The 19,762-nt window shown below is 67.7% G+C and carries 16 protein-coding genes; 3 read left to right on the forward strand and 13 right to left on the reverse strand.

Translation table 11 applies throughout. The annotated features are described in order from the left end of the window. Positions 1 to 113: 113 nt before the first annotated feature. From hslU to FKV23_RS14760, 3 genes are all read right to left on the reverse strand, one after another. A complete protein-coding gene (hslU, locus tag FKV23_RS14750; protein WP_141625227.1) occupies positions 114 to 1,481 on the reverse strand; it encodes an ATP-dependent protease ATPase subunit HslU in 1,368 nt (455 codons plus the stop codon). A gap of 140 nt (positions 1,482 to 1,621) precedes the next feature. After that, positions 1,622 to 2,173, reverse strand: coding sequence for an ATP-dependent protease subunit HslV (hslV, locus tag FKV23_RS14755; RefSeq protein WP_141624542.1), 552 nt, complete (start codon positions 2,171 to 2,173; stop codon positions 1,622 to 1,624). Between the two features lie 61 nt (positions 2,174 to 2,234). Continuing rightward, on the reverse strand, positions 2,235 to 3,188 hold the full coding sequence (locus tag FKV23_RS14760; protein WP_141624543.1) for a LysR family transcriptional regulator: 954 nt from the start codon (positions 3,186 to 3,188) through the stop codon (positions 2,235 to 2,237). A gap of 91 nt (positions 3,189 to 3,279) precedes the next feature. On the opposite strand from FKV23_RS14760, the gene FKV23_RS14765 reads away from it, so the two are divergent. Then, complete coding sequence (locus FKV23_RS14765; RefSeq protein ID WP_141624544.1) at positions 3,280 to 4,152, forward strand: SDR family NAD(P)-dependent oxidoreductase; 873 nt, start codon at positions 3,280 to 3,282, stop codon at positions 4,150 to 4,152. Positions 4,153 to 4,170: 18 nt separating this feature from the next. On the opposite strand, the gene xerC is transcribed toward FKV23_RS14765, so the two are convergent. From xerC to FKV23_RS14815, 10 genes are all read right to left on the reverse strand, one after another. Then, complete coding sequence (xerC, locus tag FKV23_RS14770; RefSeq protein WP_141624545.1) at positions 4,171 to 5,058, reverse strand: tyrosine recombinase XerC; 888 nt, start codon at positions 5,056 to 5,058, stop codon at positions 4,171 to 4,173. Between the two features lie 37 nt (positions 5,059 to 5,095). Further along, the gene (locus FKV23_RS14775) at positions 5,096 to 5,779 is read right to left on the reverse strand and encodes a DUF484 family protein (protein WP_141624546.1); all 684 of its coding nucleotides are present in this window, start codon (positions 5,777 to 5,779) and stop codon (positions 5,096 to 5,098) included. Beyond that, the gene (gene dapF / locus FKV23_RS14780) at positions 5,763 to 6,632 is read right to left on the reverse strand and encodes a diaminopimelate epimerase (protein WP_141624547.1); all 870 of its coding nucleotides are present in this window, start codon (positions 6,630 to 6,632) and stop codon (positions 5,763 to 5,765) included. Before dapF ends, FKV23_RS14775 begins: the two co-directional genes overlap by 17 nt. Continuing rightward, positions 6,632 to 6,826, reverse strand: a complete 195-nt coding sequence (gene lptM, locus FKV23_RS14785; protein WP_141624548.1) for an LPS translocon maturation chaperone LptM — start codon at positions 6,824 to 6,826, stop codon at positions 6,632 to 6,634. Before lptM ends, dapF begins: the two co-directional genes overlap by 1 nt. Before the next feature lie 98 nt (positions 6,827 to 6,924). Beyond that, on the reverse strand, positions 6,925 to 7,323 hold the full coding sequence (locus tag FKV23_RS14790; RefSeq protein ID WP_141624549.1) for a YbaN family protein: 399 nt from the start codon (positions 7,321 to 7,323) through the stop codon (positions 6,925 to 6,927). Between the two features lie 114 nt (positions 7,324 to 7,437). Continuing rightward, the gene (locus FKV23_RS14795; protein ID WP_141624550.1) at positions 7,438 to 9,627 is read right to left on the reverse strand and encodes a S9 family peptidase; all 2,190 of its coding nucleotides are present in this window, start codon (positions 9,625 to 9,627) and stop codon (positions 7,438 to 7,440) included. A 505-nt stretch (positions 9,628 to 10,132) separates the two neighbouring features. Then, positions 10,133 to 12,274 (reverse strand): prolyl oligopeptidase family serine peptidase, encoded by a 2,142-nt coding sequence (locus tag FKV23_RS14800; RefSeq protein WP_407067684.1) that lies wholly within the window; start codon positions 12,272 to 12,274, stop codon positions 10,133 to 10,135. 105 nt (positions 12,275 to 12,379) lie between these two features. Further along, a complete protein-coding gene (locus FKV23_RS14805; protein ID WP_141624552.1) occupies positions 12,380 to 12,709 on the reverse strand; it encodes a hypothetical protein in 330 nt (109 codons plus the stop codon). 179 nt (positions 12,710 to 12,888) lie between these two features. Further along, positions 12,889 to 13,836, reverse strand: a complete 948-nt coding sequence (locus FKV23_RS14810; protein ID WP_167285280.1) for a patatin-like phospholipase family protein — start codon at positions 13,834 to 13,836, stop codon at positions 12,889 to 12,891. A gap of 26 nt (positions 13,837 to 13,862) precedes the next feature. Then, positions 13,863 to 14,828, reverse strand: coding sequence for a helix-turn-helix transcriptional regulator (locus tag FKV23_RS14815; RefSeq protein ID WP_141624554.1), 966 nt, complete (start codon positions 14,826 to 14,828; stop codon positions 13,863 to 13,865). Positions 14,829 to 14,944: 116 nt separating this feature from the next. Here FKV23_RS14815 and FKV23_RS14820 point away from each other — a divergent pair, with 116 nt between their 5' ends. Continuing rightward, entirely contained in the window at positions 14,945 to 17,899 is a 2,955-nt protein-coding gene (locus FKV23_RS14820; RefSeq protein ID WP_141624555.1) for a molybdopterin oxidoreductase family protein, read from the forward strand. A 27-nt stretch (positions 17,900 to 17,926) separates the two neighbouring features. Then, on the forward strand, positions 17,927 to 19,702 hold the full coding sequence (locus tag FKV23_RS14825) for an SLC13 family permease (protein WP_141624556.1): 1,776 nt from the start codon (positions 17,927 to 17,929) through the stop codon (positions 19,700 to 19,702). Positions 19,703 to 19,762 lie beyond the last annotated feature (60 nt).

Here is a 19,762-nt window from a genome sequence, read left to right on the forward strand (position 1 = left end):
CGCGTGATACGCGGGTGCGAAGGCCGGCTGTCCGGACAACCCGGCTCCGGCCGAACGAAAAGGCCTGCCCGTCGGCAGGCCTTTTCCCGTTTTCGGATCTGGATCCGGACGACTCAGAGGATGTATCGACTCAGATCCGGGTCCTGCACCAACTCGCCGAGATGATCGTCGACATAGGCGCGGTCGATGTTGACCGACTGGCCGTCGCGATCGGGGGCCTCGTAGCTGAGCACGTCGAGCAGGCGTTCGAGTACGGTGTGCAGGCGACGGGCACCGATGTTCTCCTGGCGCTCGTTGACGGTGGCGGCGATCTCGGCCAGCCGCTCGACCGCATCGTCGGTGAAGCGCAGGCCGACGCCTTCGGTTTTCATCAGCTCGACGTACTGCAGGGTCAGCGCCGCCTTCGGCTCGGTCAGAATGCGGACGAAGTCGTCCTTGCTTAGCGCGCCCAGCTCGACCCGGATCGGAAAGCGGCCCTGCAGTTCCGGGATCAGGTCGCTGGGCTTGGCCAGGTGGAACGCGCCCGAGGCGATGAACAGGATGTGGTCGGTCTTGACCGGGCCGTACTTGGTGCTGACGGTGGAGCCCTCGACCAGTGGCAGCAGGTCGCGCTGCACGCCCTCGCGGCTGACATCGCCGCCGCTCAGGCCGGCCTCGCTGCGTTTGGCGACTTTGTCGATCTCGTCGATGAAGACGATGCCGTGCTGTTCGCAGGCCTCGATCGCCGCCTCGCGCACTTCCTCCTCGTTGACCAGGCGCGCCGCCTCGTCCTCGATCAGCTGCTTGCGCGCGGCCTTGATCGGCAGGGTCTTCGTGTGGGTCTTGTTGCCGGCGACCTGGGAGAACATCTGCCGCAGCTGCTGGCCCATCTCCTCCATGCCGGGCGGCGCCATGATGTCGACGCCGACATTGACCGCGGCTTCGATCTCGATCTCGCGCTCGTCCAGTTCGCCGGCACGCAGTTGCCGGCGCAGCTTGGCGCGGGTGCCGTCGTCGGGGGCGTTGTCCTGCGCCGAGGGTTCGTCCTTGGCCGCCTCGGCAAGGTTGAAACCGAACGAGTTGGCACTGGTGCTGCGGCGCGGCAGCAGCGCATCGAGGATACGGTCCTCGGCACGCTCCTCGGCCTGGGTGCGCACGCGCTGCTTGGCCTGCTCGCGATACAGCTTGACCGCGGTGTCGGCGAGGTCGCGGACGATCTGTTCGACGTCCTTGCCGACGTAGCCGACCTCGGTGAAGCGGGTCGCCTCGACCTTGACGAACGGCGCGTTGGCGAGTGTCGCCAGCCGGCGCGCGATCTCGGTCTTGCCGACGCCGGTCGGGCCGATCATCAGGATGTTCTTGGGCATCACCTCGTTGCGTAGCTCATCGTCGAGCTGCGCGCGGCGCCAGCGGTTGCGCAGCGCGATCGCGACCGCGCGCTTGGCTGAATGCTGGCCGATGATGTGGCGGTCGAGCTCCTGCACGATCTCGCGCGGGGTCATGGTGGCGTTGTTGCTGTCGGTTTTCATGGACATGTTCGACTCTGCTCCGTCATCCCGAACGCAATGAGGGACGTGCTGTTGGCCGGGAAAACAGTTCCCACGCTAGGCTCGGGATGACATGTGGGGATGCGTCGCGACGGTCAGAGCTCTTCGATCACGACGTTGCGGTTGGTGTAGATGCACACATCGCCGGCGATGTTGATCGCCTCGGTGGCGATGGTCCTGGCATCAAGTTGCGTATGCATGATCAGCGCGCGCGCGGCGGACAGCGCGTACATGCCGCCGGAGCCTATCGCGATGATGCCGTCCTCCGGCTCGATCACGTCGCCGGTGCCGCTGATCACCAGGGAGGTGTCCTTGTCGGCGACCGCGAGCAGTGCTTCGAGCTTGCCGAGCCGGCGCTCGGTGCGCCAATCCTTGGCCATCTCAACCGCGGCGCGAGCCAGCTGGCCGTGTTTCTCCAGCTTGGCCTCGAACAGTTCGAACAGGGTGAATGCGTCGGCGGCGGCCCCGGCAAAACCGGCCAGCACCTGGCCGTCGCGGCCGAGCCTGCGCACCTTGCGCGCGTTGGCCTTCATCACCGTGTGGCCGAGGGTCACCTGGCCATCGCCGGCGACCGCGACGCGGCCGTCGCGACGCACCGAGACGATGGTGGTGGCGTGGAAGACGTTGGGATTCTGGCTGGGGTCCATGGGGCCTCCGGAAGCGATGACTCATGGGTGGGGGCGTCACCGGCGGGTTCAAGATGCAGGCTCAGGCCGGGGCTTGGGCTGCGCGCACGCCTGCGTCGTCCACCGCCACACCGCCCAGATGCTCGCCGAGGTAGTCGATCAGGGCTCGCACCCGTGGCGCCCGGTCGGCCCCGGCCACCCAGACCAGCTGCACCGTCGGCTGCAGCAGATGCCACTGCGGCAGCACTTCCACCAGCCGCCCCGACGCGATGTTCTCACCGATGACGAAGTCCGCCAGCAATGCGATGCCGGCACCATCAAGCACCGCGGCCTGGAGGGCGTCGGCGTTGTTGGTCGCAAGCACCGGCTGCACCCGCACCGAACGCCGCTGCCGGCCACGCTCGAGCGTCCACAACGCGCCGCTTTGCAGCGGGGTGAAGGCAAGGCACCGATGACGGGCGAGGTCCTCCGGCCGCACCAGTCCCGGCGCTTGTTCCAGGTAAGCCGGCGATGCGCAGAGCACGCGATGGACAGGTCCAAGACCGCGCGCCACCAGTCGCGAATCGGCAAGACGACCGATCCGGACGGCGACATCGACGCGCAAGGCGATCAGGTCGGCAAAGCCGTCGTCGAACACCACATCGAGCCGGATTCGCGGATACCGGGCCATGAAGCCTGCCAGCAACGGCGCGATCCGGCGCCGCCCGTAGGTCGTCGGTACGTGCAGGCGGACAAGGCCGGCCGGCTCGGCATGCTGCGAGGCAAGCCGGGCATTCAAGTCACCGAGCGCAGCTTCCAGCACACGGTAGTCGGCCAGCAAGGTCTCGCCCAACGGGGTCAGCGACACCTGGCGGGTCGAACGCAGGAACACCGGGCCGCCCACGGTCCGCTCGAGGCTGGCGATACGCCGGCTCAGCACCGAAGGCGTGCAGCCGACCTCGGCTGCCGCGCGCGCGAAACTCAGGTGCCGTGCCACCGCCGCGAAACCCACCATTTCGCGCAGCCGGGCCGGGGTCAGTATCGGGAATTCGTTCATTTTACGAATGAAACCAATTCACTTTCGATGGATTATCGCAGCTTTTGAAAGCACCGAGCATGGAGTCCTACCCCACGCACGAGGTGCAGAAATGACCACGATCTCCCGCCGTGAACTGCTGGGCGCCGGCCTGGCCGCGACCGCTCTGGCCGCCGGCTCCCGCGTCGCTACCGCGTCTGCCGCACCGACCGTCCAGGCTCGCGGCCGCCTCGATGGCAAGGTCGCGATCATCACCGGCGCCACCTCCGGCATCGGACGCTCGACTGCGCTGGCCTTCGCCCGCGAAGGTGCCCGGGTCGGCTTCTGTGGGCGACGCGAAGCGCTGGGCCGCGAAGTCGAGGCGGAAATCCGTGCCGCCGGTGGCGAGGCGATGTACGTGCGCGCCGACGTCACCGTGCCGGCCGACGTGCGCGACTTCGTCGATGCGGTGGCCGAACGCTATGGCGGGCTGCATGTCGCCTTCAACAATGCCGGGATCACCGGCCGTTTCCAGCCCCTGCACGAACTGTCCCTGGAAGAGTGGGAAACGATCTACCAGACCAATACCCGCGGCGTGTTCCTGTCGATGCAACGGCAGATCCCGCACATGCTGCGCAGCGGGGGCGGCAGCATCATCCTGACCTCGTCGCTGCACGAACGCAGTACCCGTCCCGGCGCGGGCGGCTATGCGACGAGCAAGCGGGCCTTGATGGGCCTGGCCCAGGCCGCCGCGCTCGACTACGGCATGCAGGGCATCCGCGCCAACGTGATCGCCCCCGGGATCATCGATACCGCCCTGTTCCGCAACGCCACCGGTGCATCGCCGGAACTGGCCGAACAGTCGCGGTTGAAGGTCGATGCGTTCCAGCGCATCGGCGAGCCCGAGGAGATCGCCGACGTCGCGCTATGGTTGGCCAGCGACGAAAGCCGCTACATGACAGGCGCCTCGGTGCTGGCGGACGGGGGCGTGCTGGCCGGCCTGTAGCTTGCCGGCAACGGCCACTCAGCGCTTCCGCTTCGCGCGCGGGTGCGCGGCATCGTAGACGTTCGCCAGGTGCTGGTAGTCCAGGTGGGTGTAGATCTGGGTGGTGGCGATGTCGGCATGGCCGAGTAACTCCTGCACCCCACGCAGGTCGCCGGAGGATTCGAGGATATGGCTGGCGAAGGAGTGCCGCAGCAGGTGCGGATGCACGCGCTTGAACAGGCCCTGTTGGCGGGCCAGCTTGGCCAGCCGCAGCTGCACTGCGCGCGGTGTGATCGGACCGTTGCGGCCGGGGAACACCGGGGCGTCGTCGGACGCGCCGGTTGCAGCGGAAACAGTGGATGCGCGCCATTCGGCCAGCGCCCGTCGTGCATGCGAGCCCAGTGGCACGCTGCGCTGCTTGTTGCCCTTGCCGGTTACGTGCACCAGCGCATCGGCGAGATCGAGGTCGCGCCAGCGCAGGCCGCACAGCTCCGACAGGCGCAGGCCGGAGGAATAGAACAACTCCAGCAGGGCGCGGTCGCGCAGGCCGAGCGGGGCATCGGTCGGCACCTCGACCAGGGCCTTGGCCTCGTCCGGGTCGAGCACCTGCGGCAGCTTGCGCGGCGCTTTCGGCGCGCGGATCGCGGCGGCCGGGCTGGCGGCGATGCGGCCCTGCTTCAGGAGCCAGGCATAGAAGCTGCGACAGGCCGACAGGCGCCGCTGCAGGCTCTTGGGCGACAACCCGCGGCGGTGTTCGGCAGCAACGAAGGCGCGCAGGTGCCCGGCGTCCAGCATCATCACGTCGAGCGCTTGCGGGTCGGCCCAGGCGCGCAGCGCGTCGAGGTCGCGGCGGTAGGCATCGAGCGTGTGCATGGACATCTGCCGCTCGACGCGCAGGTGGGCGAGGAAATCTTCGATCGCGTTCATGGCACCCTCTGACGTCATTCCCGCGAAAGCGGGTTCGTCAGTCGTCATACCTCTTCAATGCCGTCACCAGCGACTCACCCATCATGCGCAGGAACAGGGTCCCCATGCCGGGGTAGAAACGGTTTGCGTCATGGCTGCCGACCGCGACCAGGCCGACGCCGGGCAGCGGCAGCAAGGCGGAGGACATCACCTGCTCGCTGCGCGCGCCGTACAGCACCGCGTTCTTCTCCGGTTGCAGGCGGCCGCAGAGCGGTTCGCCGTCGGCGAGACCATCGCGGAACGGCGTCAAGGCTTCATCGCCCTCGGCGATCACCTGCAGCCATTCGGCATTGTCGAGGCCCTCGACCGGCTTCAGCATCACCAGCCGCACCATGTCGCCGTTGAACTCCTCCGCCAGCGTCGCCGCCATCGCGCGCAGGGTGTCGGCGGCGCTGGTCTGGCGCATCAGCACCAGCGCCAGCTGATGGGTGCGCACCGCAAGGCGCTCGTTCTCCTGTGCATTGAAGAACAATTCCTGCAGGCGCCGCGACAGCTCGCGGTTCTTGTCGCGCAGCACCTCAAGCTGGTAGCTGGCCAGCGAGGCCGCAGAGCCCTCGTCGCGCGGCACCACCAGGCTCAGCGCCAGGTCCGGGAACTGCTTGAGGAAATTCGGGTGCCGCCGCAGCCAGGCCGCGACCTCGTGCGCGCCGAGCTTTTCCTGGGTCTCAGAACCTGTCTTCATGCCACTCTCCTTCGAATACGAATGCAGTCGGTCCGGTCATCGCCACCGGAGCATCGTCGGCCGGCCACTCGATACGCAACTCTCCGCCAGGCAGCTCGATCGCCGCCACGCGGTCGATGCGGCCGCGCTTCATCAGCACCACCGCTGCCGCACAGGCGCCGCTGCCGCAGGCCAGGGTCTCGCCGACGCCGCGTTCGTACACGCGCAGGCGCACGCGATCGCGCGCGACGACCTGGGCGAAGCCGACGTTGACCGACTCCGGGAACGTTTCATCACGCTGCAGCGCAGGGCCGACATCGGCGACCGGCGCGGCATCGACGTCTTCGACCTCGACCAGCGCATGCGGGTTGCCCATCGACACCGCACCGAACTCGGGCAGCGCCGGATCGCCGGCGCGGTAGCGGTCGCGGGCGGCATCGAAACCACGCATCGGGATGTGCGCAGGCTCGAAATCCGGCACCCCCAGCTCGATGCGGAAGCGGTCCGCATCGAGCCGCCGTACCGGATGCCGGCCGGCAGGACTGTCGAGCAGGAATTCAGGGGCTTGCACGGCACCGTCGCGCACCAGCCAGGCGGCGATGCAGCGCGCGCCGTTGCCGCACTGCTGCGAACGCGAACCGTCGGCGTTCCAGATGCCATAGACAGCAACCGCCCCGGGTGCGGCGGCGTCCTCGACGGTCAGTATCTGGTCGCAGCCGACACCGGTATGTCGGTCGGCCAACGCACGGCACAGTGCCGGCGATGGCGCGGGCCGGCCGCCGCGCAGGTCGAGCACGACGAAGTCATTGCCGGCGCCGTGCATCTTGCTGAAATGCAGGCTGCGGGGGTTCGCCGCTTGCCGAGGACCGCCCATCAGCGTGCCGGGTCGTAGTCTTCTTCGGGGAAGTCGTCGAAGACCTCGTCATCCTCGGTATCGGCCGGCGCTTCGGGCACGGCGTCGAGATCGACCGTTGTTTCACGAGGCGCCTGGACCAGCGGCCCCTTGACGCCACAGCCGACCAGCAGCAGGACCGATATCAGTAGCAGGAGTGCGTTGCGTGCGTTCATGGCGGCAGTGTAGCCCGGCGGTGGAGGCGGTTCACGCCCTGCATGCCGCCGGATCGGGGCGATTCATATCAGTGTGAGCCAGGTCAGGGCGATTCGTGTCAGTGTGGTTCACGCCGCGGTTCAGGCCGCAGCCACAGCCAGGTCGCAACCACCGCCATGATCCCGGTACCGGTGGCGGCCATCCACAGCTTCGGCGCGGTCAGGAACATGATCACCGCACAGGCCGACATCATGGTCGTGGCCAGCCACTTGGCCCGCCGGCTGACCGCGCCCTGCGCCTGCCAGTCGCGGATCATCGGCCCGAACTGGCGATGCGCGAGCAGCCAGCGATGCAGGCGCTGGGAACCACGCGCGGCGGCCCAGGCCGACAGCAGCACGAACGGCACCGTCGGCAATCCCGGCACGACGATGCCGACCAGGCCCAGGCCGAGACTGGCGTAGGCCAGCAGCCACCAGGCCCAGCGGAAGCGGATGGGGGCGGATTCGGATTCCTGCATGATCTGGCGTCATCCCGGCGGAAGCCGGGATCCATTTTGCTTTGTCCTCTGGGCAGGATGTGACAGCAAGTTCAAAAATGGGTCCCGGCTTCCGCCGGGACGACGAAAACAGGTTTACTGCGCCGCCGCGTCCACGCCCAGCCGGTCGAGCATGAAGGCATACATCTCCGCGCGCTCGCGGAAGCGACGGAAGCGGCCGGACTTGCCGCCGTGGCCGGCTTCCATGTTGGTGCGGAACACGACGGTGTTGTCCGACGTATTCATGTCGCGCAGCCGGGCGACATACTTGGCCGGCTCCCAGTACTGCACCTGCGAGTCCCACAGGCCGGTGCCGATGAACATCGCCGGATAGGCCTGGGCCTTCAGGTTGTCGTAGGGCGAATACGACAACATGTAGTCGTAGTAGTCCTTCTGCTCGGGGTTGCCCCACTCGTCGTACTCGTTGGTGGTCAGCGGGATGCTCGGGTCGAGCATGGTGGTGACCACGTCGACGAACGGCACCTGCGACAGAATCACCGTATACGTCTCCGGCGACATGTTCGAGATCGCGCCCATCAGCAGGCCGCCGGCGCTGCCGCCATAGGCGGCGACGCGGTCGGGCGCGGCGTACTTCTGCTCGACCAGGTACTTCGTCACGTCGATGAAGTCGGTGAAGGTGTTGACCTTGTTGAACAGCTTGCCGTCGTCGTACCAGGCCCGGCCCATTTCCTGGCCGCCGCGGATGTGGGCGATGGCGTAGACCATACCGCGGTCGAGCAGGCTGACCACGGTGCTGTTGAAGCCCGGATCGCTCGAGGAACCGTAGCTGCCGTAGGCGTACTGCAGCAGCGCGGCGCTGCCGTCGCGCTTGAAGCCCTTCCTGTAGACCAGCGACACCGGCACCTTCGTGCCGTCGCGTGCGGTCGCCCACAGGCGTTCGGTCACGTACTGCTCGGGGTCGTAGCCGATCACCGGCTCGCGCTTGAGCATGCGGCGCTCGCCGGTCTTCGTGTTGAGCTCGTAGACGGTGCCCGGCGTGGTCATCGAGGTGTAGCTGTAGCGCAGCCACTCGCTGTCCGGCTCCGGGTTGGCCGACAGGCCCATCGAGTAGGCCGGCTCGTCGGCCTTGACGTACTCCTCGGCGCCGCCGGTCCCGCCCGGCGTGCCGCGCACGACGCGCAGCCGCTCCAGGCCCTCGGAACGCTCGCCGATCGCGGTGAAGCCGTCGAACAGTTCGACGCCGTCGATGAACACATCGTCGCGGTGCGCGATCCAGTCCTTCCAGTCCTTGCGTGAGGTCGAGCCGGTCGGGGCGGTGACGACCTTGAAGTTCTTCGCGCCGTCAGCATTGGTGCGGATCACCCAGCGGCCGTCGTGGTGGTCGGCGTCGTACTCGACGTCGCGCGCGCGCGCGGACAGAACGGTGAACTCGCGCGGATCGGCGGCCGGGGCATGACGCAACTCGTCCGACACCGTGCTCGACACGCCGATGACGATGAAACGATCGTCGCGGGTGCGGCCGATGCCCATGTAGAAGCTGTCGTCGGTTTCCTCGTAGACCAGCACGTCGTCGGCGACCGGAGTGCCAAGCACGTGCTTCTTGACCCGCTTGGTCAGCAGGGTCTCGGGGTCGTTCTCTACGTAGAACAGGGTCCTGTTGTCGTCGGCCCAGACCAGGTTGGCCGAGACGCCCTTGATCTCGTCCGGGTACAGCTCGCCGGTTTCGAGGTTCTTGATGCGTACGGTGTACTGGCGACGACCGTTGAGGTCCTCGGCGTAGGCAAGCAGGGTGTTGTCCTGGCTCACCGTTCGAGCGCTGGCGGCGTAGTAATCCTTGCCTTCGGCCAGGGCGTTGACATCGAGCAGGATCTGCTCATCGGCAAAATCACCGGAGTCGTTGGCCTTCTGGATCGAGGTCGCATCGATGCCGGGGCCGTCCTTGCGGCGGGCGTGGATCGGATAGTCCTTGCCGGTGTCGAAGCGGGTGTAGTACCACCAGCCGCGCTCGCGATACGGCACCGAGCTGTCGTCCTGCTTGATGCGACCGACGATTTCGTCGTAGAGCTTGTCCTCCAGCGGCTTGAGCGGGGCCATGACCGCGTCGGCGTAGGCGTTCTCGGCCTCCAGGTAGGCCAGCATGGCCTTGTCCTCGCGCTTGTCGTCGCGCAGCCAGTAGTACTCGTCCTCGCGCTCGGCGCCGTGCGGGGCCTTGACCACGTGGGGCCGCTGGTCGGCATCGGGCGGGGCGGGCAGTTCGGCGGCGGGTTTGCCGGAGCAGGCAGTCAGGCTCATGAGGACGGCGGCTAGCAGGAGTGTGGGTTTCATGGGATGGGGGCGAGGACGCATTTCGCAACAGGAATTGCCGAAGGTAACGGGTTTCAGGTAGCCCGGACACCTGCCGGTTGGCATGGGGGGTTTACCCCATCCAAAGAACGGTTCTTGCTCCGATCGAGGGGAAAAGCGCCGTGTCTGTTGGATGACCGGGGCGCCGGGGGCGAAGGCCCTTGGATGCGAATGTCCCCCGGCGCCGGCCAGGGCCGGCGCCTCCTCCTTGATTTCACACCCAAGGGCCTTCGCCCCCGGTGTTCGGAGATGACCGGTGGTTCCAGAAGCGGAATCCCGGGGAGGGCCGGCTTCTGGCTCCAGCCTAGCCGCGCGATCCGACTGTTCCGACGTGGCCTGCCGGCCTTGACGGCGAAATCAAGGAGGAGGCCGCCGCCACGGGCGGCGGCCGGGGGACATTCGTCGTCAAGGCCGGCAGGCCACGTCGGAACAGTCACCAACGGCGGGGGCGGACCCCGTCGTCATGCCGGACAAGGCTGGCGAAAGCCTACTTCGCCAACTCGTTCCACAGAAAGGTGTACGCCAGCGCGCTCATGTGCGCGGCCTGGGCGTTGTTGGCCGCGCCACCGTGGCCGCCCTCGATGTTCTCGTAGTAACGCACGTCCTTGCCGGCATCGAGCATTTTCGCCGCCATCTTGCGGGCGTGGCCGGGGTGGACGCGGTCGTCGCGGGTCGAGGTCATGAAGATCGCCGGCGGGTATTCCTTCGCCGGATCGAACAGGTGGTAGGCCGAGAAGGTCTTGATGAACTCCCAGTCGGCCGTGTCCGGGTTGCCGTATTCGGCCATCCACGAGGCACCGGCGAGCAGCTTGTGGTAGCGCCGCATGTCGAGCAGCGGCACCTGCACCACGATCGCGCCGAACAGTTCCGGGTACTGGGTCAGCATGTTGCCGGTCAACAGGCCGCCGTTGCTGCCGCCCTGCGCACCCAGGTGCGCCGACGAGGTGACCTTGCGCTCGACCAGATCCCTGGCGACCGCGGCAAAGTCCTCGTAGGCCTTGTAGCGGTTGGCCTTGAGCGCCGCCTGGTGCCAGCGCGGGCCGTACTCGCCGCCGCCGCGGATGTTGGCGACCACGTATACGCCGCCCTTCTCCAGCCAGCCCTTGCCGACCCCGGCCGAATAGCCCGGGGTCAGCGAGATCTCGAAGCCGCCGTAGCCGTACAGCAGGGTCGGCGCCTGGCCGTCGAAGGCAAGGTCCTTCGGGCGGACGAGGAAGTACGGGATGCGGGTGCCGTCCTGGCTGGTCGCGAAGTGCTGCTCGATCACCATGTTGGAGGCGTCGAAGAATTCCGGCATCGACTTCAGCGGTTCCGGCTGCTTGTCGATCTCGACCAGCGATAGCGTGGTCGGGGTCAGGTAATCGGCCACCGTCATCCACAGCGCATCGCTCTCGTCGGCATCGACCGCACCGACGCTGACGGTGCCGAAGTCCGGTGCGCCGGCGAATTCGCTTTCCTTCCAGCCGCCATCGCCCGGGGTCAGCACGCTGAGCCGGTTCTTGACGTCGTCGAGGACATTCAGCACCAGATGGTTCTGCGTCCAGGTGTAGCTGGCCAGCGAGGTGCTGTCGCTCGGCGTGAACAGCGCGGTGAACTCGCGCTTGCCGGCCATGAAATCGTCGAAGTTGGCTGCGATCAGGCTGCCGGCCGGATACTCGGCGCCGCCGGCCTCGTAGGGCTCACGCAGTTCCAGCAGCAGCCACTCCTTGTGCACGTTCTTGTTGACCGAGTTGGGCACGTCGATCTTCGCCAGCGAGCCGTCATCGCTGCGCAGGTACAGCTCGTCGTTGTAGAACGCGAGCGTGCGGCTGACGAAGTCGCGCTCATGGCCTTCGGTGTCGTCGTGGAAGGCGGCGATGTACATGTCGTCGGCCTTGCCTTCGTAGACGACCTTCGCTTCCGACATCGGCGTGCCGCGCTTCCATTCCTTGACGATGCGCGGGTAGCCCGATTCGGTCATGCTGCCGTCGCCGAAGTCGGTGTAGACGTAGACGGTGTCGCGGTCGATCCATTGCAGGCCGCCCTTGGCCTCGGGACGGAAGAAACCGTCCTCGACCCAGGACTTCGTGGTCATGTCGAACTCGCGGGTCACGTTGGCGTCGGCACCACCACGCGAGAGCGCGATCAGGCAGCGGTCGCGGTCGGGCTTGAGGCACTGCGCGCCGTGCCAGACCCAGTTCTCGCCCTCGGCCTCGTTGAGCGCATCGATGTCGAGCACGGTTTCCCACTTGGGATCGTCCTTGCGGTACTCCTCCAGCGTGGTGCGCCGCCACAGGCCGCGTTCGTGCTTCTGGTCCTTCCAGAAGTTGTAGTAGTAGTCGCCGATCTTCTGTACGCCGGGGATCTTGGCGTCGGAGTCGAGGATCGCGCGGATATCGCCTTCCAGCGCCTTGAATTCAGGGGTGGCGGCCAGTTCGGCCTCGGTGCGCTCGTTCTCGCCACGGACCCAGTCCAGCGGCTTGTCGCCGGTCACGTCCTCCAGCCACTGGTAGCTGTCGGTGGCGGCGTCCTCGTGGCTGGCGGTGTCGTTCAAGCGCGCGTCCTCGGCATTGGGGGTGCAGGCGACCCCGGCAATGCCCACGGCGGCAAGACTGGCGGCGGCCAGGATGCCCCGGCAGGCGCGGGACAAGGCGGACAGGGTCAGTGTGGACATGGGCATCCCGGTTCATGGTTTCAATGGAAACCCGGGACGCTAGCACAAGCGCGGGCCCGGACCGACCTGCCCCAAGTCATGTCAGGCCACGGCCCGGGCACGGGCCACCGCCGCCCGCGGCCGGGCACGGCGACGGGCCTGCGGCAGGCGACGGCGGAGCCGGACCGGCCCGCAATGCGCCACCTCGCCGCTGCGGCCCGGCAGCCGGAACCGGTACGCGGCCCACCACGCCACCAGCGGCATGCCGAGCAGCCACAACGGCAGCCAGCCCAGCTGCGGGTGGACGCCGCGGGCCTCGGGCAGCAGGACCAGCAGCAGGGCACCGACCGCGACGGCGCCTCGCAGCACCTCGTCGAGCAGTGGATGCGGGGCATGGCGATGGCTGGAACGATGGGTGTCGACGCTATGCATGGCAGGGCCTCCGGTTTTCGTGGCCCTACTCTTGCCCGTCGCCATCTCAGCGGCTAAGACGCCAGCAGCGAGTGGAAAATCAAGTTGCTGTAGCCCGGGTAAGCGGAGCGCACCCGGGATCGCGCGCTCCCGGGTGCGCTCCGCTTACCCGGGCTACGAGGCGTGAATGTCCGGCCACCTCAATAGCCGGCCGCGTCGAGCACCTTCTCGGCCTCGGCGCGGCCAAGATCGATCAGTTCGGCCGCACGCCAGAATTCATAGAACTGGGCGGCGTCGCGCGGGATGTGGATCACCAGCTCGGGCGGATCCATCGCCAGCTGGGTCCGGGCGATCTGCGCCTGCATGGTGTCGAGCGAACGCGCCATCAACCCACCAAACCCCATGTCGACCAGACGGGCTGGAATGGTCAGCGACGGCGCAATGCCCCCGGCATCCGCCTGCCGGCCAAACCAGCGGTCGAGCCAACGGCGCGACGACAACGAACCGACTTCGTCAGTCGCGGCGGGCGCCTCATCATGCGCCTCCGCGGCGATTCCGGCCCGCAACTCGCGCGGGAGCCGGCGCCGTGAACGGCTGTGCATGTCGACCGCGATTACGTGGCGGGCACCCGACAGACGGGTAGCGGCGAGCGGCAACGGCGCGAGCAGGCCGCCGTCGACCAGTTCGCGGCCATTGACGACGTGCGGGGTGAACACGCCCGGGATCGCGATCGAGGCGCGCACCGCATCCCACAGGTCGCCCTCGCGCAACCAGACCTCGCGCTGGCGCAGCAGGTCGACCGCGACCGCAGTGAAGTCGATCGGCAGCTCTTCGATCCGTGGCGAGCCGGTCAGCCCGCGCAACGCGGCCATCAGCCGCGTGCCGCCGGACAGGGCCGGGCGGCCGATGCCGGGATCGAACAGGCGCAGCATCTGCGCACGGCTCAGGCCGAGCAGCCAGTCGCGGTAGACCTCAAGCTGGCCGGCGGCGTACAGGCCTCCGACCAGGGCGCCGGCGGACGAACCGGCCACCGAGACGATCCGCAGCCCGCGCGCCTGCAGGGCTTCGATCACGCCGATCTGGGCCAGCCCGCGCGCGCCGCCGGCCCCGAGCACGAGGGCGATGCTCTCGTGGCGTCGATCCTTCACTGCGCCCCCGACATGTCGGCTTGCCCTCAGTCGTACTGGCTCAGCGCCAGCGACAGCAGTGCGCGGGCCTGCTCGCGCAACACCGGCGGTTCGACGATCACCGCGTCGCTGCCGTAGTGCAGCACGTCCATCAGCAGTTCGCGGCCGTTGCTGTAGGGCAGCTTGAGCTCGTAGCGGCCATCGGGCAGGAAGCGGCCTTGCTGTTGCGAATGCCAGTGCTCATCGGCAACCCAGCGCGCGGCCTTGGCGTTGAACACGATCGTCGCCCAGCCCTTCGGTTCACCGGAAAAGATGCCGTAGCTGGATGCGAGCTGGCGGTTGAGCTCTTCCTCAGGCACGTCGAGAGCGCCGTCCTCGCCAAGTTTCGCGGCCACGATACGGTCGACCGCGAAACTGCGCAGACCATCGCGGACATGATCCCAGGCATCGAGGTACCAGTTGTCGCGGTAGTGGGTCAGGCGCTGCGGCGAAACCTCGCGCCGGGTGGTCTCGTCGGTCGAGCGGGCGCGGTATTCGAATGCCAATCGCTTGCGGTCGAGCACCGCGGTGGCGACGGTGCGGAACGCGTGCTCGTCGAGTTTGCGAATGCGGTGCGGCACCACCCGCACCCGCTCCATCGGCAGCCGACGGCCGCCGGCATGCTCGTCGAGCAGCTTCTCGATGCGCTGCTGGAGCGGCGCCAGCGCATTCGACAGCACCCCGCCGCCGCTGCGTATCAGCAGTTGCTGCGCGGCCAGCAGCGCATGCAGTTCCTGCGAGCTCAGCCACAGACCGGGCAGCTCGAAGCGGTCCTTCTCGTTGCTGTCGTAGCTGAATCCGGCCTCGCCATTGCCGACCACCGGCGCCATCAGGAAGTCGCGCAGGTAGGCGAGGTCGCGGTAGGCGGTGGCGCGCGAGCACTCCAGCTCCTCCATCAACCGCTGCACGGTGACCGGATAGCGGGCATTGGAAAGGATGCGGTGCAGGGCGTGGATGCGTTCGATGCGTTCCATGGCGGTACCGGCAGTGGGGAGCGGATCGCCAGATTATGCCGTGACGAATGCCTGTTGCATTGCGACAACCGGCGCCGCCTCGCCATGTCGGGGCCGTCCAGCGCACAATAGTCGCCATGTCCAACCCCGCCGAGCCTGCCATCAATCTCTCGCCGACACCCGGCGACGAGGTCAGGACCACGACCTGCTACATGTGCGCCTGCCGTTGCGGCATCAAGGTGTGGCTGCAGGATGTGGGGCCTCGTGGCAGCGAGCCTGATGGTAGCGAGCTTCGTGGCAGCATGATCCGCTACATCCAGGGCAACCCCGACCACCCGGTCAACCGCGGCGTGCTGTGCGCGAAAGGCTCGGCCGGGATCATGCAGCACTACTCGCCGGCGCGGCTGGACAAGCCGCTGCTGCGGGTGGGCGAGCGCGGCTCGGGCGAATTCCGCGAGATCGAATGGGACGAGGCGCTGGAGATCGCGACCTCGTGGCTGGCACCGATTCGCGAGCGCAACCCCGATGAACTGGCATTCTTCACCGGCCGCGACCAGAGCCAGGCCCTGACCGGCTGGTGGGCGCAACAGTTCGGCACGGTCAACTACGCCGCGCACGGCGGTTTCTGCTCGGTCAACATGGCCGCCGGTGGGCTGTACACGCTCGGCGGCAGCTTCTGGGAGTTCGGCGAGCCGGACTGGGAGCATACGAAGTACCTGATGCTGTGGGGCGTGGCCGAGGACCACGACTCCAACCCGATCAAGCTGGGCCTGGGCAAGGTCAAGGCGAACGGGGCGAAGATCGTCGCGATCAATCCGGTGCGCAGTGGCTACGGCGCCATCGCCGACGAGTGGATCGGGATTCGCCCGGGTACCGATGGCCTGTTCGCGTTCGCGCTGATCCATGAATTGCTGAAGGCCGACCGCATCGACCTCGACTACCTGGTGCGCTACACCAATGCGCACTGGCTGGTGATCGACGATCCGGGCGGTGCCAATGACGGGTTGTTCGCGCGGGATGACGAGGAGCGAGCGCTGTGCTGGGATCGCGGTACGCCCGCCCCCGCCGATGCCACCGGCATCTCCCCCGCCATCGTCGGCGAGTACACCCTGCCCGACGGCCGCCGCGCACGCCCGGTGTTCCACCTCATCGCCGAGCGTTACCTCGACCCGCAGTACGCGCCCGACGCGGTCAGCGAACGCTGTGGCATTCCCGCCGCGACCATTCGCCGGATCGCCCACGAGCTGGCCGAGGCCGCGTTCGAGCAGGAAGTACGCCTGCCGATCGCGTGGACCGACGCCTGGGGCCGCGAGCATTCCGAAATGGTCGGCCGGCCGGTGTCGATGCATGCGATGCGCGGGATCAGCGCGCACAGCAACGGCTTCCACACCTGTCGCGCGCTGCACCTGCTGCAACTGCTGCTCGGCGCGATCGACACGCCCGGTTCGTTCCGCTATCAGCCGCCGTACCCGAAGCCGATCCCGCCACCGAACCGCCCCGGCAAGGCCCGTCGCGACGACGGCACCCTGGATGCACCGCCGCTGGGCTTCGTCCACGGCCCAGAGGACCTGGTCGTCGACGCCGACGGCCAGCCACGCCGCATCGACCACGCCTATTCCTGGGCCTATCCACTGTCCGCGCACGGCATGATGCACACCGTCATCCGCAACGCCTGGGCCGGCGACCCGTACAAGATCGACACGCTGCTGATGTTCATGGCCAACATGGGCTGGAATTCGGCGATGAACACCGCCGAGACCATCGGCTGGCTGACCGACAAGGACGCGAACGGCGAATACCGTATTCCGCACATCATCTATTCCGATGCCTACGCCTCGGAGACGGTCGCCTATGCCGACCTGGTGCTGCCCGACACCACGTACCTGGAACGCTTCGACGCGATCAGCCTGCTCGACCGGCCGATCTCGGATGCCGACGGCGCCGCCGATGCGATCCGCCAGCCGGTGCTCGATTCCGCTCAGCAGCGCGACGGCCGCGACGTGCGCGGTTTCCAGTCGGTGCTGATCGAACTCGGCGCGCGACTCGGCCTGCCTGGACTGGTGAACGAAGACGGTTCGCCGCGCTATCGCGACTACGCCGACTACATCACCCGCCACGAGCGCGCGCCCGGGGTCGGCCTGCTGGCCGGCTGGCGCGGCGACCGCGGCGAACTGGAAGCCAAGGGCCCGCCGAACCCGGACCAGCTGCAACGCTATATCGACAACGGCAGCTTCTGGCGTGCGGAAATCCCCGGGCACGCGCGCTACTACAAGATGGCCAACCGCGGCTACCTCGACTGGGCGCAGAAGATGGGCTTCCTCGGCCACGGCGAGCCGATCGTGCTGCAGCTGTATTCGGAAACGCTGCAGAAGTTCCGGCTCGCCGCTCAGGGGCATGGCGAGCACCAGCCGCCGGACCGGCATCGCGAGCGTGTCGCGACCTACTTCGATCCGCTGCCGATCTGGTACGAACCGTTCGAATCGGCGCAGACCGGGCCCGGCACCCACCCCGGCCCATCCCTTGAAGGGGTGGGGGACAAGGCACGTTTTCCCTTGTCTGCCGTCACCCAGCGACCGATGTTCATGTATCACGCCTGGGGCTCGCAGAATGCCTGGCTGCGTCAGATCACCACGCGCAACTGGCTGTACCTGCACCCGGACACCGGCGCGAAGTACGGCATCGATGACGAGGACTGGGTCACCGTGGCCTCGCACCACGGCGAGATCACCGTGCAGGCGAAGTTCGCCGGCAACATGCAGCCGGACACGGTCTGGACCTGGAACGCGATCGGCAAACGCCGCGGCGCGTGGGGACTGGACAAGGACGCGCCCGAGAGCCGCAAGGGTTTCCTGCTCAACCACCTGATATCCGACATCACCCCGAAGGGCGATTACGCCAACGCCGATCCGGTGACCGGGCAGGCAGCGTGGTTCGACCTGCGGGTCTCGATCCGTCGCGTTGAAGCCGGCGATGGCATCCAGCCCGGGTTCCCCACCCTGGCCCCTTACGATCCCCGCCTCGATGCGGCCCTCCACGCCACCGAAACGCCTTTGCGCTACGGTGCCGCCATGCGCCGGCGCGCGCACGGATGACGGAGGGCGCGGGATGAGGCTGACCTGATGGGCCTGGAGTTGTGGCTGACGCTGGCGGTGCTGGCCGGCACCGTCTACCTGTTCGTCACCGAAAAGCTGCGCGTCGACGTGGTCGCGCTGCTGTCGCTGGCCAGCCTGCTGGTGCTGGGTGTGCTCAGTCCGCGCGAGGCACTGTCGGGCTTCTCCAGCCAGGCCACGATCACGGTTGCGGCAATGTTCGTGCTCAGCGCCGGCCTGCAGCAGAGCGGCGCCCTGCACGGGCTTGGCGAGCTGTTGGCGCGGGTGCGCTGGGGCTGGTTGTTCGCGCTGGTGATGATGGCGCTGGTCGCGGCCACCTCGGCCTTCATCAACAACACCGCGGTGGTCGCGGTCATGCTGCCGATCGTGATCGCCGCCACCGCCGCCAGCAAACTGGCGCCGTCCCGGTTCCTGATTCCGTTGTCGTTCGCCTCGCAGTTCGGCGGCGTCTGCACCCTGGTCGGCACCTCGACCAACCTGCTGGTCGATTCGATGGCGCGGCAAGCCGGTCGCGAGGGCTTCGAGCTGTTCGAGTTCGCCCCGCTCGGGATCATCTTCGTCGGCGTCGGCATGGTCTACCTGATGACCGTGCGCCGGTTCCTGCTGCCCGACCTGGGCCTGCCGGAAATCGCCACCGAGGGCGTCGGCGGCCGCTACCTGGCCGAACTGGCGGTGCCGGAGGGCTCATCGGCGATCGGGCGCGAGGGCGGCAAGCTGCCGCCCGAAGACAGCGACCTTTACCTGCTCGAAGTCTTCCGCAAGGGCTCCCCCCTGCCCGACCCGCGCAGCACCCCGCTGGAGGCCGGCGACCGGCTGCTGCTGCGGGGCGAATGGACCCAGCTGGAAGCCCTGCGCAAGCAATACAAACTGGCCTACGACCCGGTCGCCAAAGACCCTGCCATGAGCGACGATGGCGCGCACAAGGGAAAGGAACGGCTGCACGCCGAGGTGATGGTCGCGCCCGGCTCGTACCTGATCGGCCACACCCTGTCCGGACTACGCTTCGCCCACAGCTATGGCGCGCGCGTACTCGGCCTGCAGCGCCGCCGCAGCACCGTCCGCCAGGCGATCGATCGGGTGCCGCTTGCGGTCGGCGACGTGATGATGGTCGATGTCGATGAAGCCGCGATCGACGCGATGCGCGACAATCCGGCCCTGGTCGTGCTCGGCGAACGGCCGCAACACCGCCTCGATCGCCGCCGCGCACTGGTGTCGGCGGCGGTGATGGCGGCGGTGATCGTGGTGGCCGGGCTCGGCTGGTTGCCGATCGTCGCTTCGGCCCTGCTCGGTTGCGTGGCACTGGTGGTGCTGCGCTGCCTCGAACCCGACGAGGCCTATCAGGCAATCGACTGGCGGGTGGTGATCCTGTTGGCTGGCGTACTGCCCCTGGGCATCGCCCTGGACCGCAGCGGCGGTGCCGACTGGCTGGCGCACAACGCGATCGGTACGGTCGCGCAATTCGGCCCGTACGCCACGCTGGCGGTGATCTATCTGATGACCGCGGTGTTGACCGAGGTCATGAGCAACAACGGCGCCGCGGTATTGGTGGTGCCGATCGCGATTTCGGCCGCCGACGTGCAGGGCATCGATGCCAAACCGCTGCTGGTGGCGGTGGCCTTCGCCGCCTCGACCAGCTTCGCCACCCCGGTCGGCTACCAGACAAACACCATGGTCTACGCTGCCGGCGGCTACCGCTTCGCCGACTTCCCCAAGATCGGCGTGCCACTCAACATCATCTTCTGGATCATGGCGATCGCGCTGATCCCGAGGTACTTCCCATTCTGAATCTCCATCCAGCGGGCAGGTCGATGGCACCGGGTCCGGTATCCTTGGCGACGGATTCGC

The organism is Lysobacter alkalisoli (assembly GCF_006547045.1).
GTDB lineage: Bacteria > Pseudomonadota > Gammaproteobacteria > Xanthomonadales > Xanthomonadaceae > Marilutibacter > Marilutibacter alkalisoli.